Below are 14574 nucleotides of genomic sequence, written 5' to 3'. Positions count from 1 at the left end.
TGGATCTGTTCGAGATCCTGCTTAAAACTCGTTCGCCTTGTGGGCGAATGGTTTCTTTCTTTTGATGTGGCTACAGTAGCACAAGCGGCTTATTGCCGCTACGCACGGTGCAACACGCCCCGGCCATCGCCGACGACGAAACTGACGGTGTGCTGACGGCATGAAAAAAGCCCCGGCTTTTAGGCAGGGGCTTCGTCCAAAACTTGATACGGAGACAAGGTCCGGTCAGTCGACCAGGAAGTTTTGCTCTCCCAGCAACAGCGTATTGGCCGGCAGCGCGTCCTGCGCCTTCAACTGCTCATACAGCGCGGTGAAATCCGGCGCCGTGTCATCGAACAATTGCTGGAAGTCGCGAATGACGAAGTAAGTTTCCTGGTACGAATCGATCTTGTACAAGGTGCGCATGACGCGGTCGAGCTGGAAAGGAATCCGGTTCGGTTCCGGATTGCGCAGGCAGTATTCCACCTCGCCGCCCGACGACAAAATACCGGCGCCGTAGATACGCAAACCTTCCGGACTCTGGATCAGGCCGAACTCGATCGTGTACCAATACAGACGCGCGAGGAAAGCCAGGCCGTCCAGCTTCAATGCCTTGAGGCCGCCCTTGCCGTATTCCTGCAAATGCTCGGCAAAAATCGGATTGAACAGCAGCGGTACGTGGCCGAAGAAGTCGTGGAAGACGTCGGGCTCGACGATGTAATCGAACTCATGCTCTTCACGCAACCAGACCGTCACCGGGAAGCGACGATTGGCCAGATGCTCGAAGAAAGTATGATCCGGCACCAACCCCGGCACGGCGACCAGCTGCCAGCCGGTGGCCTTGTACAGTGCCTCGGTGGTGCGATCGAATTGCGGAATGCCTTGCGAGACGTCGAGAGTTTTGATGCTGTCGAGGAAGACGTCGCAGGCGCGGCCGGGAATCAGCTTGGCCTGGCGCTCATACAAACGTCGCCACAGCGCGTGTTGTTCAGGTGTGTAGCCGGCCCAGTTCTGGGCCACGACGTAGTTCTTGTCGGCGTGCGTGTAATCGCCGCGCAATGCCCCGCTGTCGGATTTTGTCGCGACGCTGGCAAAGAAATCGTCGGTAGAGACGGTGGTTTCCATGGGAATGAGTATTGAAATACGTTGATAACCGTATTATGCGCCTTCCGCCCGGTTTGCATCCAACCCTGGCGTGGATCTCTGATCCAGATCAAGCCGGGCTCAGGATTTTGGCTTGCCGATGCCGGTGACCTTGCCTACCCATTTGAACAGCGCGCGCATATTGGCTTTGACGATGTAATCGATCATGGCGACCTGTTCCTCCATCGCCTCCTGGAAGACGGTGACGGAATTGGCGGGCTTGAGTTTGAGATAAGCGTCAGCCTCGCCGTAGTCGCGGTGGATTTCCATGCCGGCTTTGCGGGCGATGTGCATCATGACCTTGTTGGAAGACAGGCAATGCATGTAGAGGGTGTCGATATCTGCATTACGGCAATGCATGGCGCCGCGTTCGAACAGCTTGGTGCCCACGCCCATCCCGCGCGCCGCCGCCGATACCGAGACGCCAAACTCGGCCACGCGCGCCTTGATCGTGGCGCCGCTGACGGGTGAAGTTTCACGTGGTGCAAAGGCCAGATGACCAACGCCGAGCAGGCGCAACTTGCGATCATAGACACCGAAAATAGTGTCGCGCGTAAAGTCGATCTTCTCCACGTAACGCGTCACCAGCTCGTCGGACAGCTTGGTGCCGAAACGCAACAGCCGGTCTTTTTCCTCCAGCGCCAGAAAATGTCGCAACAGATGTCGGCGCGAACGCGGCGACAGCTCCTTGACGAGGATCAGTGGTTTGTCCGATGCCTCGATGATGGTGCGCTTCAACCCTTCCAGCCGGGTGCGCAGTTGCGTGGTGAATTTTGACATGGACGCAGTTTAGCGGATCTGCGCCGCATAATCTGCCACAGCCTCGGTACGCGCCGCCAGAATCGCTTCAGGAATGCGCTGCGGCTGATCTTTGTACTTCGCGGCGATGGCGCCGGCGTCGACGCCCTGCGCGATTTTCAAGGCGCCCATGAGGTAGTCCAGTTGCGGAAACTCAACCTCTTCAAAGCCGGTGCGGCCGCGGCGGTCGCACTCGGATGCCTGCAGCATTTCCTTAAACCGTTCCGGCTTGCGGAAGCCGTCGCAGCGCGCCAGTAAATTGACGATAGTGGCAGGACGCAATTCAAACGCGCGGCCGACGTTGCCGTGTTCACGCGCGGTGATGACAGCGAGATCGCGGCAATCGTTGGGGACTTTGAGGCGATCGCAAATCCCCTGCACCAGCTCGACGCTACGGCCTTCATGCCCGTGATGGCTGGGCCACAGATCCGGCGGCGTGGTGCCTTTGCCGAGATCGTGCATCAAGGCGGCAAAGCGCACGCCCAGCGAATACGATTGGCTTGCCGCGTAGTCGAGCACCATCATGACGTGGACGCCGGTGTCGATTTCGGGATGATATTTGGCCGGTTGAGGCACACCCCAGAGCGCATTCAATTCAGGCAGGATGCGCGCCAATGCGCCGCATTCACGCAGCACGTTGAACATGCGCGACGGGGTCTTCTCCATCATGCCGCGCGCCAGTTCTTGCCAGACGCGTTCCGGCACCAAGGCATCGACTTCTCCGGCTTGCACCATCTTCTGCATCAACGCATTGGTTTCGGGAGCGACGGTGAAATCCGGAAAACGTGCGGCGAAACGCGCCATGCGCAAGATGCGTACGGGGTCTTCAACGAAAGCATCAGAGACGTGGCGAAACACGCGGCGGCGAATATCTTCCTGTCCGTGATACGGATCGACCAGCACCCCATCTTCACCCTTGGCAATGGCGTTGATGGTGAGGTCACGGCGCGCCAGATCCTGTTCCAGCGTGACGGCGCTGTCGGTATGAAAGACGAAGCCTTTATAACCGGGTGCGGTCTTGCGCTCGGTGCGTGCCAGCGCGTATTCCTCTTGCGTCTCAGGATGCAGAAATACTGGAAAATCCTTGCCTACCGGGCGAAAACCCTGAGCCAGCATGTCTTCCGGGGTGGCGCCGACGACCACGTAGTCGTGATCCTGCACGGGCAAACCGAGCAACTCATCGCGTACCGCACCGCCGACGACGTAAATCTTCATGGGCAACTCAATGATCCGGCAGAATTTCTTTTTCGGCCAGCGCTTCGGCAATCCACTTCGCCACCGCAGGATGCGCGGCGACGCGGTCGACGTAGGCTTGGAGTGCCGGTGCCAGCGACACCTGATAGCTGCGGAAGCGCATCACCACCGGCGCGTAGAAAGCATCGGCGATGGAGAAATCACCGAACAGGAATTCGTGATGGCCGAATTCGGACAGACAGTCTTCCCAGATTTCGCATATGCGACCGATATCGCCCTGGGCTTCGGGCGTGCGACCCTTGCCGGGATAGCTGCCGCGAATATCCATGCTCATGGCGCTACGCAAACCGGTGAAGCCGGAATGCATTTCGGCGGTGATACTGCGTGCGACGGCGCGTGCCGCGGTCTCTTGCGGCCACAGTGCGCGATCGGGAAACTGTTCCGCCAGGTATTCGCAGATCGCCAGCGAATCCCAGATATGCGTTTGACCGTCCAACAAAACGGGAACGCGGCCGGCGGCGGAATATTCCGCAATCTTGCTGGCCGTATCAGGCTGGTCGAGGCAGATGCGGATTTCGCGGAAAGGAATGTCAAATGCCGTCAGCACCACCCAGGGGCGCATCGACCAGGACGAATAGTTTTTGTTGCCGATGACCAGTGTGATGGCGTTCTTGCCGGCCTTTTCCAGCGTGGCCGACAAGGTCGGATCGAGTTCGGTATTCTGCATGCTGTCTGTCCTTTGATGACTTGTCTTGCTCTTACCCGGTTTGGCGTCCTGCCCTTAGCGCCTTGCTCCGCTGCGGTAAGCATCCATTTGCTGCTGCATGTGCACACCGGCAAGATAACGCGGTGCGATCGCCTCCAGTGCGGTCGGCGTGATGCCGAGTTCGGCCGCAATCGGCCCATCGGTAATATTGTCCACCCGCATGGAAGCAAGATTATCGCGACTCATCATGCGTCCTGGCAAATATTCCAGACACAAAGCTTGCAAGAATGCCAATGCCGGTGGCAGGCCGATGATGGGGCGGGTATGCCCGGAATACAAACCAGCCAGTTGAACCAGTTCGCGGAGGCTATAAATCTTTGGCCCGGCCAGTTCGTAGGTCTTGCCCCTGGTTGACTCATTCTGCAAAGCAGTGACGAATGCCTGCGCCACATCACCCACGTAGACCGGCTGGAACTTGGCGCCAGCGCTGCCGAGCGGCATGACCGGAAAATATTTTTGCAAAGCGGCGAACAGATTCAGAAATCGGTCGCCCTCCCCAAATACTACGGAAGGACGAAACACGGTTGTGGCCAGATCGGCATCCGCAAATGCAGCCGCTTCGCCGGCCGCCTTGGAACGCAGATACATTGACGCTCCTTGCGCAGAAGCACCGAGAGCGCTCATATGCAGGTAACGCTTGACGCCATGGCGGCGACAGGCAGCAACGATCTTGCGCGGCAAATCCACGTGTGCTCGCTGGAAGTCTGGACCATAGTCGCTGCCGCTTGGGCCGCGACGCGAATGCAGGATGCCGACCAGATTGATGACGGCATCAACACCGTCGAACAATCTGTCCAGCGCCGCTTCGTCATGTACGTCAGCGACTGCTGTTCGTACGGTCGGCATCACCAACAGATGCTTGCTGCGCTCGTAGCGCCGGGTCGGCACGACGACGCGACTGGCCGTGCTACGCGCCAGTTGCGCCACGACCTGGCTGCCGATGAAGCCCGAGCCGCCGACTACCAGTATGTTTTTATACGTCATGATCAGTTGTCGCTTTCGTTGCTAGTTCGTCTTACCGTAGCGCCCTGTGATCAGCGCGCAATCACGGCAAATCGGTCGGGGTATTGGTGCGCGGCGCGACCGTGCCGAGTCGTTGTTTCAGCGACTGTGGCTTGTTCTCGAACAGGGCGGCGTAGTAGGTTGCATTGGACATGACATTCTTGACGTAACCCCGTGTCTCGTTGAACGGAATCGATTCAGCGAAAATCGCCCCTTCCACCGTACGATTCAAGGTCGAGCGCCAGGTCCGTGGGCGTCCCGGTCCGGCGTTATACGCGGCCGTTGCCAATGCCTGCGAGCCGTCGAGATTGTTCAGCACCATGTTGAGGTAGCTGGTGCCCAGCAGCAGGTTGGTGTTGATGTCATTGATCTGGTCTTGCGTGAATTCAGTCAGGCCGATTTTCTTGGCGACGTACTTCGCGGTCGATGGCATCAGTTGCATCAGGCCGGATGCGCCGACGTACGATTTCGCATTTTTGATGAAGCGCGATTCCTGGCGGATCAAACCATAGACCCAGGCGTTTTCCAGACCCAACGGACGGGTGTTGGCGCTCATCTCGGTAAGGTGAGGCGCCGGGAAGCGCTGGGTGAAGTCCATCTCCAGCTTGGTGCGATCCGAGGTGTTGACCATGCGGTCGAGCACATCGCTCTGACGTGCGAATTCTGCGGCAGCCAGCAACTGGCGGTCGTTCATCTTGCGCAGCTCCCAGTTCCATTCGCGAATGCCTTCGTAGCGCATATTCAGGTCATAGAACTTGATCGCACGCTTGAAGCCGGCGTTCTGCGCCATTGGCGCGATCTCAGCCGGTGTCGGCGGTACCGGGCCCGGCGGAATGACAATCTTCTGCCCGAGGTCTTCCGTGGCGAGTTGGCCGTAGAAGCTGACGTTGGAAGCAATCGACTGAAACAGGCGCTGAGAAGCCTCGGTCTGGCCGTCTTCCTTCAGCGCACGGGCCAGCCAATAAGTCCACGTGATGTCGCTGCGCAATGAACCTGGCATGGCGTCGATGGTGGACTTGACCATCTTCCAGTCACCGGCGCGCAGTGCAATCCGCGCCTTCCATTGATACGCTTCGTAGGACAGCGGCGCATCTTTGGTCTTGCGCCAATAGTCAATGGCTTCGGGCATCAGCTTCATGGAGGCCGGCAAAGCGATCTGCGCCCAGGCGATGGCTTGTTCCTGTGCGGTCAGTCCCGATGCGCTGCTGAGAAACGTTGCGGCCTGTTGCGGATTACCTTTTGCGGCGCGGCCGATGGCGATGATGTACAACTCGTGCGAAGTACGTCCTTGTCCCGGCCCACGTGCCAGCATCAGCGCGGGCTTATCGATGACTTGTTGCAGGCTGACGTCGCCATTGTCGGTAAAAATCGCCGCACGGCGCGCAACCGTCGTGTTGCCGGCTTCGACCGCCTGACGAATCTGGGCCCACAGATCGCTTTCACTGAACTGATGATTTTGCGCCAGCGTGCCGATCAGGTCGCTGCAGCCCTGGCCATAGTCCTTGGGACTGGTCAGCAAGGCTCGCGCTTCATCGGCGACGTTCTGCCCCTTGAGAGCGCGGGAATTGAGGGCAAAACATTTGACCTGCACATCGTCGTTCAGGACAAAGAGGGGATATTGCTCGTCAAAAGTCGTCCAGTCGCCGGTCTTGCCAAGCGCCAACAGCCAGTCGTTACGCAGGCGATCAGCAATGGCGCTGCCATCATAGCGGGCAAGAAAATCGCGGATCTCGGAAACCGGCGCAGTGAAATCGCGTACACGCGGTTTGAGCCGATAATAGTCAACATAGGAAGGAATGACATAATCCGGCAGACGTGCCGCCAGACTCGCCGAGGTCGCCGAGTCGTCGGAGCGCGAGGCATCACGCAAGGCGAGAAAGACGTCATCGGGGGCGGCATTGGCAGACGGGCGTTTTTGCGCGTAGGCCGGCATCGCAAAACTGACTGCCGCCGCGGTTGCTACGGCACAGGTGATCACGACCATGCGTTTCTTTAATTGCATTCTTATACAACCTTAGATTGAGACAAATGACGACTTCAAGGATAGCACGCGACACCACGCCGTCCGACACTGCGGATACCGCAGCAAACACCAGGTCGCCGGCTTCGGAAAAATCCGCGCTGCGCACCCGCTTGCTGACTGCCCGCAAAGCCATGACGCCCGCTGCCAAAACCGTGGCGGAAGCCGCAATCTGTGCACGTCTGCTGGCATGGCTGCAAACTCAGCAGATTGCGAGCATCGGCGTTTACCACCCGATCCGGCAAGAACCGGATCTGTATCCGGCTTATAACGCGCTGAGTGCCCAAGGCGTGCACCTGTCGCTGCCGATTATTCGAGGAAAAGAATTGCCGCTGGAGTTCGTGCGTTGGACGCCAGGAGAGACATTGATCAAAGACGCCATGGGAACATCAGCACCAGCACAGGGAGAAATCGTGCAACCGCGAGCTCTGCTGATCCCTTGCCTGGGCTTCAATGCGGCACGCTTGCGGCTTGGCTACGGCGGGGGCTTCTATGACCGTACCCTGGCGCAGACTCCGCGCCCGCTGGCGATCGGCATCGCTTATGCCGACGCATTGGTCGAATTTGATGGACAAGTTCACGACATCGCGCTGGACATGATGATTACTGACGGCTGATTTGAACAGCATACCGTCACGCGATGACATGAAAAAAGCCGGCTTCAGCCGGCTTTTTACTTGCTACTGACGACTTCGGACAAATCAAGCAACCAGACGTTGCCAGATTGCCATCGTTGCGGCTGGCTGATTCAGGGTATAGAAGTGAAGGCCGGGTGCGCCGCCTTCCAGCAACTGCTCGCAGAGTTGCGTAACAACATCGAGACCAAATGCGCGGATCGACTCGCTGTCGTCACCGTAGCTGGCCAGCTTGAGACGAATCCAACGCGGGATTTCCGTACCGCACATGTCGGAAAACCGCATCAGTTGCGTGTAGTTCGTAATCGGCATGATGCCTGGAACGATGGGCGCGTTGATGCCAAGCTTCTCCACTTCGTCGACGAAATTGAAATACGCGTCGGCATTGTAGAAATACTGCGTGATGGCGGCATCGGCGCCTGCTTTGATCTTGCGCGCAAAATTCTGCACATCGTCCTGTGGCGACTTGGCTTGCGGATGCATTTCGGGATACGCGCCGACTTCAATGTGAAACCAGTCGCCGGTTTCCGCGCGAATGAATTCGACCAGCTCGTTCGCGTAGTGGAATTCGCCGGAAGCACTGTCCACGGCACCGAAGCCGCTAGGCAAGTCGCCGCGCAAAGCGACCAACTTCTTGATGCCATGCGATTTGTAACTATTGAGAATGTCGCGCAATGCCGCGCGCGAGCTGCCGATGCAAGACAGATGCGGCGCGGCGACATGGCCTTCGCGCATGATCTCCAGCACGGTATCGAGCGTGCCTTGCTGCGTCGAACCGCCGGCGCCGAAGGTCACCGAGAAATACTTCGGTTGCAACTCGGCCAGCTTGGCGCGGGTGACGCGCAGTTTTTCCGTGCCTTCAGGCGTCTTCGGCGGGAAAAACTCGATGCTGAAATTATGTGATGTCATAGAAAAATCAATCCCTAAAACAGATCATTGCGCGATTCGCGGCGCAGATCCGTGCAAAATCAATTAGGTCCGGATTTCAGCAGCAGCGTGGATAGCGCCCAGGAGACGATGCTGTATAACAGCGCGCCACCGACAGCCGCCCAAAAACCCGCTACGTGGAAACCGCCTACCAGATGCGAGACCGCCCAGAACATCAGGCCGTTGATGACCAGAATGAACAAACCCAGCGTCAGCAGCGTCACCGGCAAAGTGAGGATCACCAGCACCGGACGCACCAGCGTATTGACGAAGCCAAGGATGAGCGCTGCGATCAGTGCCGCGCCAAAGCTGTCGACCTGCACCGAGTGCATGAGGTAAGGCACGGCGAGCAAGGCCAGCGCATTGATCAGCCACAGAATGAGCAAACGCATGAAATGTCCTTTCGAGCGGCGCATCGGCCGGATTCCAACAATCGGTGCAATTGCTGTAGTCCGGCCGATGGCGGATGAATCTTGTTAAAACCGGGCAAGCGGGTTTTACCCGCATTGCCCGTCAAGCTGATTAATAACGGTAGTGATCAGGCTTGTAAGGGCCGTCCGACTTCACGCCGATATACGCAGCTTGTTCAGCAGTCAGTGTGCTCAATTGTGCATTGAGTTTCTTCAGCTGCAGACGTGCAACCTTCTCGTCCAGATGCTTAGGCAGCGTGTAGACACCGACCGGGTAGTTCTTGGTGTTCACGAACAATTCGATCTGAGCGATGGTCTGGTTGGCGAAGGACGAGCTCATCACGTAGGACGGATGGCCGGTACCGCAGCCGAGGTTGACCAGGCGGCCTTCCGCCAGCAGGATGATGCGCTTGCCGTCAGGGAAGATGATGTGATCGACTTGCGGCTTGATGTTTTCCCAGGTGTATTGCTTCAGTGCGGCGACTTCGATTTCGTTGTCGAAGTGACCGATGTTGCAGACGATCGCCTGGTCTTTCATCTTCTTCATGTGGTCGTGCGTGATCACATGGTAGTTGCCGGTACATGTCACGAAAATATCGCCGTGTTCAGCAGCGTAATCCATGGTCACAACGCGATAGCCTTCCATTGCGGCTTGCAGTGCGCAGATCGGATCGATTTCAGTGACCCAGACTTGTGCCGACAACGCGCGCATCGCTTGTGCCGAGCCCTTGCCGACGTCACCGTAACCGGCGATGACGGCAACCTTGCCGGCGATCATGACGTCCGTCGCGCGCTTGATACCGTCGACCAGCGATTCGCGGCAGCCGTACAAGTTGTCGAACTTGGACTTGGTAACGGAGTCGTTGACGTTGATTGCAGGGAAGGCCAACTTGCCGTCCTTGAACATCTGATACAGACGATGCACACCGGTGGTGGTTTCTTCGGTCACACCCTTGATTTGCGCCAGACGCGTGGAATACCAGTTCGGCGAAGTCGCCAGCTTTTTCTTGATGGAGTTGAACAGGCAGATTTCTTCTTCCGAAGTCGGGTTGTTCAGCACCGATGCGTCTTTTTCAGCACGTGTACCCAGATGCAGCAGCAGGGTTGCGTCGCCGCCATCGTCCAGAATCATGTTGGCTTGTTCGTTTTCGCCGCCTTGCCATTCAAAAATGCGGTGTGTGAATTCCCAGTAGTCGTCCAGCGACTCGCCCTTGAACGCGAACACAGGCGTGCCCTTGTCGGCGATTGCCGCGGCAGCGTGATCTTGTGTCGAGTAGATGTTGCAAGATGCCCAACGTACTTTGGCACCCAGTGCTTCCAGTGTCTGGATCAGCACAGCGGTCTGGATGGTCATGTGGATGGAACCAGTGATGCGCGCGCCCTTCAGGGGCTGTGCAGCAGCAAATTCTTCACGAATGGCCATCAGGCCGGGCATTTCGGTTTCTGCAATCTTGATCTCTTTATGGCCCCATTGCGCCAGGCTGATATCAGCGATCACATAGTCTTGAGTGGAATTGGTAGTCATGGCTGCGGCGTTGTTCACGCCCTCCTTTCGTAGAAAACAGAAAAAAAGTAACGTGAGCGCAGTTGCATATTGACGGTATCAAGCCTGGCAAGATCGATGTCTTGTCGCAACGCTCCTTGATACGGAAAGGCATTGTAAATCACTTTACGTGCACCGTGCCAGCGCACGATGCAATCCGACCACAACAAGGCCGGATTGCATCAGGAAAATTACAGACCGGCGGCGGCCTTCAGTGCAGCAGCCTTGTCGGTACGTTCCCACGAGAACTCCGGCTCTTCGCGGCCGAAGTGGCCGTAAGCAGCGGTCTTCTGATAGATAGGACGCAGCAGATCCAGCATTTGCACGATGCCCTTCGGACGCAGGTCAAAATGTTCCAGCACCAGTTGCGCCAGCTTTTCGTCACTGATCTTGCCTGTACCGAAAGTGGTGACCATGACCGAAGTCGGCTTGGCGATACCGATGGCGTACGACACCTGGATCTGGCAACGCGACGCCAGGCCGGCAGCCACGATGTTCTTGGCAACATAACGACCGGCATAAGCTGCTGAGCGGTCAACCTTGGATGGATCCTTGCCGGAGAACGCGCCGCCACCGTGCGGAGCTGCGCCGCCGTAGGTGTCGACGATGATCTTGCGACCGGTCAGGCCGCAATCACCTTGTGGACCACCGATAACAAAACGACCAGTCGGGTTGATCAGGTAACGGGTGTTCTTCAGCCATTCAGCCGGCACGACCGGACGAATGATTTCTTCGATTGCCGCTTCTTCGATGGCCTTGTGTTCCATTTCAGGCGCATGCTGTGTCGACAACACGATGGTGTCGATGGCAACTGGACGACCGTCGACATACTTCAATGTCACTTGCGACTTTGCATCCGGACGCAGCCATGGCAGACGACCGTCTTTGCGCAATTGAGATTGACGCTCGACAATACGGTGTGCGTAGTAAATGGCAGCAGGCATCAACTCAGGTGTTTCGTCGCAAGCGTAGCCAAACATCAAACCTTGGTCGCCGGCGCCTTGATCGAGGTCGAGCCCCTTGCCTTCGTCAACGCCTTGAGCGATGTCCGGCGATTGCTTGTCGTAAGCAACCAGCACGGCGCAGCTCTTGTAGTCGATACCGTAGTCGGCGTTGTCGTAACCGATGCGCTTGATGGTTTCACGGGCGACGTCGATGTAATCGACATTGGCGCGTGTGGTGATTTCACCGGCGAGTACAACCAGACCTGTGTTACACAGGGTTTCGGCGGCTACGCGGGACAGTGGATCTTGTGCAAAGATGGCATCCAGAATCGCATCGGAAATCTGGTCGGCTACTTTGTCTGGGTGACCTTCCGAGACAGATTCGGAAGTGAAGAGATATTCGTTGGACATCACATGCTCCTGCAGTATAGAGATTGAACCGGTGTCGCGGCTTATCCCTAGCCTGCGACGCTTTAGCGAAATTTATATCCCGTCTCGCAAGTTGTCATTAACTCGACGGCTTTCATGCTATTTTACGCGTCTTGCAAAAATTCGGCAATTTCACAGAATCATCTACGGTAACGGCAAGTATGCTTTTTTCTTTATTCCGCCTGCTATCCCTGCTCCCGCTGCCCGTTCTGCACCTGATCGGGATCGCGATGGGCTGGCTCGTTTACCTGGCGTCACCGTCCTATCGGAGACGCCTGAAAGAGAATCTGACGCGCGCCGGCTATCGGCAACATTTATTTACCGCAATTAACGAGTCCGGCAAAGGGATCTTCGAATTGCCGTTTGTCTGGTGCGCCTCACCGAAACGCGTCTTGCGCACTGCCCGCATCGAAAACTGGGAACTGGCGCAACAGGCGCTGGACGCCAAAACCGGTGTTGTTTTTTTAACGCCGCACCTTGGTTGTTTTGAAATCATCGCACAAGCCATTGCCGAGCAGACATCGCTGACTGCCTTATATCGCCCTCCGCGCAAGGCAGCATTGAAGCCATTGATCGAAGGTGCGCGCTCGCGCCCGAATCTGCATCTGGCACCAGCGAATCTCTCGGGCGTCCGCACTCTGCTCAAAGCATTGAAGGCCGGCAAAGCCATCGGACTGCTGCCAGACCAAGTGCCTCAGCACGGCGAAGGAGTCTGGGCAGATTTCTTCGGCAAACCCGCCTACACCATGACGCTGTCGGCAAAAATGCATCAGATGAGCGGCGCGCCCATCATTCTGTCTTATGCCGAACGCTTGTCGTGGGGCCGCGGCTTCGTGATTCGCTTCGTCGCCTTCGAAGAAGCGCTCGGCAACACTCCGGAGCAGCAAGCTCGCGCCATTAATCGCGCCATGGAAAAGCTGATCTCGCGCTGCCCTTCTCAATATATATGGAGCTACAACCGCTATAAGACGCCTCCCGGCGTCAGCGCACATGGGGCAACGGAATGAGGGCGCTGATTGCACTGATGTGGCTGCTGCACTGGCTGCCGCTGCCGATCCTTGGCCGTCTGGGCGAGGGTCTTGGCTCTTTGTTGTTCATCATCATGAAGCCGCGCCGTCACATCACGCTGACGAATCTGCGCCTGTGCTTTCCTGAAAAGACCGAGGCTGAGCGCGAGACGATTGCAAAACAGCATTTTCAAGCCTACGCCCGAAGCGCGCTGGAACGCGGAATTCTGTGGTGGGCGTCCGAAAAACGCCTGAAACGACTGATCAAGATCGACTCCGGCGTACCCGTCGACGTCATTAAATCCGGTCCCACCATTTTGCTGTGCCCGCATTTTGTCTGTCTTGAGATTCCCGGCATCGCGCTGGTGCTGAATTCGGACTTGTCCATCTGCACTATTTATGCAAAACAACAAAACAAAATCGTTGACCAGGCGTTGTTGCAAGGCCGTTCGCGCTTTCGCCCGGTGACGTTGCTGTCCCGCGAGAAAGGCGTCAAACCGATCATCCGCGCCATGCGCGACGGCTTGCCTTTTATCATGCTGCCGGATATGGACTTCGGCCTGCGCGACGCCGAGTTTGTGCCCTTCTTCGGCAGGCCGGCTGCGACGCTGACGGCTACCGCACGTATTGCCGCCGCGACTCATGCCAATGTCATACCGATGATTACGACCTTCCTGCCAAATTACAAAGGCTGGAAAACCACCTTCTACCCAGCCTGGGAGAACTACCCGGGTGAGGACATCGTGGAAGCTACGCGAAAAATGAACGCCTTCATCGAGCAGCGCGTACTGGAAGCGCCGGCAGAATATTTTTGGGCGCATAAGCGCTTTAAAACTCAGCCCGAAGGCCTAACTAATGTATACGGCCAAGATGGCTAAGCGCATCCAGCATCTATAATTAGCGTCATGAAAATCAAATTCACCAAAATGCACGGCGCGGGCAACGATTTTGTTGTCGTCGACGCCATCCACCAGAACATTGATCTGACACCGGAACAATGGAAGTTCATCGCGGATCGCCGTTTTGGCATCGGCGCGGATCAAATGCTGGTGGTAGAAAAAACGCAATCTCCAGGGATTGATTTTCGCTATCGGATTTACAACGCCGATGGCGGCGAAGTCGAACAATGCGGCAACGGTGCGCGTGCCTTTGCACGCTTCGTCAGTGACAAAGGGTTGACCACCAAGCGGGCTATCCGTGTGGAAACCATGTCCGGCGTGATTGAGCCGACACTGGAAGATGATGGCCGTGTGACTGTCGACATGGGGGCGCCGATATTGGTGCCGGAGCAAGTACCGTTCGATGCCACTGGCCTCACAAGCAAGACTGAGGGCGATGATACGCTTTGGCCGTTAGAGGTAAATGGCAACACGACATGGATTTCCGTCGTGTCGATGGGCAACCCGCATGCGGTTCAGATTGTGACGGATACCGAAGCAGCACCGGTTCTGCGCGACGGCCCGGTAATCGAACATCATCAGCGTTTTCCAAAGCGCGTCAATGCCGGCTTCATGCAAGTCGTGGATCGCCACAACGTCAATTTGCGCGTTTTTGAGCGCGGCGCAGGCGAAACCCTGGCTTGCGGCACCGGCGCCTGCGCGGCAGTGGTCGCGGGCATCCGACGCGGGCTGCTGGATGCGCCTGTTGCCGTACAGACGCATGGCGGTGAACTGGTGATCAACTGGGCCGGATCAGGCATGCCAGTGATGATGACAGGCCCCGCAGTATCAGTATTTGAAGGCGAGATCGACATCTGAGAAGAGAAATCTTGGAAGCA

At 57.2% G+C, this 14574-nt stretch carries 14 protein-coding genes and 1 riboswitch; of the genes, 4 read left to right on the top strand and 10 right to left on the bottom strand.

From position 1 onward, the window contains the following. Positions 1-225: 225 nt before the first annotated feature. The 6 genes from phhA to hmeg3_RS02900 form a co-directional block, all read right to left on the bottom strand. On the bottom strand, positions 226-1104 hold the full coding sequence (gene phhA / locus hmeg3_RS02925) for a phenylalanine 4-monooxygenase (RefSeq protein ID WP_094562408.1): 879 nt from the start codon (positions 1102-1104) through the stop codon (positions 226-228). Positions 1105-1203: 99 nt separating this feature from the next. Then, entirely contained in the window at positions 1204-1902 is a 699-nt protein-coding gene (locus tag hmeg3_RS02920) for a GNAT family N-acetyltransferase (RefSeq protein ID WP_094562407.1), read from the bottom strand. A gap of 9 nt (positions 1903-1911) precedes the next feature. Further along, positions 1912-3135 carry a multifunctional CCA addition/repair protein gene (locus hmeg3_RS02915; protein WP_094562406.1) on the bottom strand — a complete coding sequence of 408 codons (1224 nt, stop codon included), beginning with the start codon at positions 3133-3135 and terminating at the stop codon, positions 1912-1914. Positions 3136-3142: 7 nt separating this feature from the next. After that, positions 3143-3841 (bottom strand): glutathione S-transferase family protein, encoded by a 699-nt coding sequence (locus hmeg3_RS02910; RefSeq protein WP_094562405.1) that lies wholly within the window; start codon positions 3839-3841, stop codon positions 3143-3145. 54 nt (positions 3842-3895) lie between these two features. Continuing rightward, positions 3896-4864, bottom strand: a complete 969-nt coding sequence (locus hmeg3_RS02905; RefSeq protein WP_094562404.1) for a complex I NDUFA9 subunit family protein — start codon at positions 4862-4864, stop codon at positions 3896-3898. Positions 4865-4925: 61 nt separating this feature from the next. Then, positions 4926-6884: a lytic transglycosylase domain-containing protein gene (locus hmeg3_RS02900; RefSeq protein WP_094562403.1), complete on the bottom strand. Its 1959-nt coding sequence runs from the start codon at positions 6882-6884 to the stop codon at positions 4926-4928. A 26-nt stretch (positions 6885-6910) separates the two neighbouring features. On the opposite strand from hmeg3_RS02900, the gene hmeg3_RS02895 reads away from it, so the two are divergent. Then, positions 6911-7519 (top strand): 5-formyltetrahydrofolate cyclo-ligase, encoded by a 609-nt coding sequence (locus hmeg3_RS02895; RefSeq protein WP_094562402.1) that lies wholly within the window; start codon positions 6911-6913, stop codon positions 7517-7519. 84 nt (positions 7520-7603) lie between these two features. Here the strand turns inward: hmeg3_RS02895 and metF are convergent, their stop codons facing one another. The 4 genes from metF to metK form a co-directional block, all read right to left on the bottom strand. Continuing rightward, positions 7604-8446, bottom strand: coding sequence for a methylenetetrahydrofolate reductase [NAD(P)H] (gene metF / locus hmeg3_RS02890; RefSeq protein WP_094562401.1), 843 nt, complete (start codon positions 8444-8446; stop codon positions 7604-7606). A gap of 59 nt (positions 8447-8505) precedes the next feature. Then, complete coding sequence (locus tag hmeg3_RS02885; protein WP_094566102.1) at positions 8506-8856, bottom strand: phage holin family protein; 351 nt, start codon at positions 8854-8856, stop codon at positions 8506-8508. A 130-nt stretch (positions 8857-8986) separates the two neighbouring features. Beyond that, on the bottom strand, positions 8987-10399 hold the full coding sequence (gene ahcY / locus hmeg3_RS02880) for an adenosylhomocysteinase (RefSeq protein ID WP_094566101.1): 1413 nt from the start codon (positions 10397-10399) through the stop codon (positions 8987-8989). A 47-nt stretch (positions 10400-10446) separates the two neighbouring features. After that, positions 10447-10523, bottom strand: a riboswitch (S-adenosyl-L-homocysteine riboswitch). A gap of 85 nt (positions 10524-10608) precedes the next feature. Beyond that, positions 10609-11772, bottom strand: a complete 1164-nt coding sequence (gene metK / locus hmeg3_RS02875) for a methionine adenosyltransferase (protein WP_094562400.1) — start codon at positions 11770-11772, stop codon at positions 10609-10611. A 179-nt stretch (positions 11773-11951) separates the two neighbouring features. On the opposite strand from metK, the gene hmeg3_RS02870 reads away from it, so the two are divergent. Genes hmeg3_RS02870 through dapF form a run of 3 tightly spaced genes read left to right on the top strand, consistent with a single transcriptional unit; the run spans position 11952 to position 14554 of the window. Continuing rightward, entirely contained in the window at positions 11952-12797 is an 846-nt protein-coding gene (locus tag hmeg3_RS02870; RefSeq protein WP_094562399.1) for a lysophospholipid acyltransferase family protein, read from the top strand. Continuing rightward, positions 12794-13675, top strand: coding sequence for a lipid A biosynthesis acyltransferase (locus hmeg3_RS02865; RefSeq protein ID WP_094562398.1), 882 nt, complete (start codon positions 12794-12796; stop codon positions 13673-13675). The genes hmeg3_RS02870 and hmeg3_RS02865 overlap by 4 nt, the downstream gene beginning before the upstream one ends. 27 nt (positions 13676-13702) lie before the next feature. Then, entirely contained in the window at positions 13703-14554 is an 852-nt protein-coding gene (gene dapF, locus hmeg3_RS02860) for a diaminopimelate epimerase (RefSeq protein WP_094562397.1), read from the top strand. Positions 14555-14574: the final 20 nt, after the last annotated feature.

It is taken from the genome of Herbaspirillum sp. meg3 (assembly GCF_002257565.1).
In the GTDB taxonomy this organism is placed as follows: domain Bacteria; phylum Pseudomonadota; class Gammaproteobacteria; order Burkholderiales; family Burkholderiaceae_D; genus Herbaspirillum.
The sequence above is the reverse complement of the archived record's forward strand: the minus strand, read 5'-3'. Positions and strand labels throughout refer to the sequence as shown.

Bases quoted from the DNA above. Each gene is read 5' to 3' on its own strand.
- phhA (WP_094562408.1), bottom strand. From the start codon at position 1,104: ATGGAAACCACCGTCTCTACCGACGATTTCTTTGCCAGCGTCGCGACA.
- hmeg3_RS02920 (WP_094562407.1), bottom strand. From the start codon at position 1,902: ATGTCAAAATTCACCACGCAACTGCGCACCCGGCTGGAAGGGTTGAAG.
- hmeg3_RS02915 (WP_094562406.1), bottom strand. From the start codon at position 3,135: ATGAAGATTTACGTCGTCGGCGGTGCGGTACGCGATGAGTTGCTCGGT.
- hmeg3_RS02910 (WP_094562405.1), bottom strand. From the start codon at position 3,841: ATGCAGAATACCGAACTCGATCCGACCTTGTCGGCCACGCTGGAAAAG.
- hmeg3_RS02905 (WP_094562404.1), bottom strand. From the start codon at position 4,864: ATGACGTATAAAAACATACTGGTAGTCGGCGGCTCGGGCTTCATCGGC.
- hmeg3_RS02900 (WP_094562403.1), bottom strand. From the start codon at position 6,884: ATGCAATTAAAGAAACGCATGGTCGTGATCACCTGTGCCGTAGCAACC.
- hmeg3_RS02895 (WP_094562402.1), top strand. From the start codon at position 6,911: ATGACGACTTCAAGGATAGCACGCGACACCACGCCGTCCGACACTGCG.
- metF (WP_094562401.1), bottom strand. From the start codon at position 8,446: ATGACATCACATAATTTCAGCATCGAGTTTTTCCCGCCGAAGACGCCT.
- hmeg3_RS02885 (WP_094566102.1), bottom strand. From the start codon at position 8,856: ATGCGTTTGCTCATTCTGTGGCTGATCAATGCGCTGGCCTTGCTCGCC.
- ahcY (WP_094566101.1), bottom strand. From the start codon at position 10,399: ATGACTACCAATTCCACTCAAGACTATGTGATCGCTGATATCAGCCTG.
- metK (WP_094562400.1), bottom strand. From the start codon at position 11,772: ATGTCCAACGAATATCTCTTCACTTCCGAATCTGTCTCGGAAGGTCAC.
- hmeg3_RS02870 (WP_094562399.1), top strand. From the start codon at position 11,952: ATGCTTTTTTCTTTATTCCGCCTGCTATCCCTGCTCCCGCTGCCCGTT.
- hmeg3_RS02865 (WP_094562398.1), top strand. From the start codon at position 12,794: ATGAGGGCGCTGATTGCACTGATGTGGCTGCTGCACTGGCTGCCGCTG.
- dapF (WP_094562397.1), top strand. From the start codon at position 13,703: ATGAAAATCAAATTCACCAAAATGCACGGCGCGGGCAACGATTTTGTT.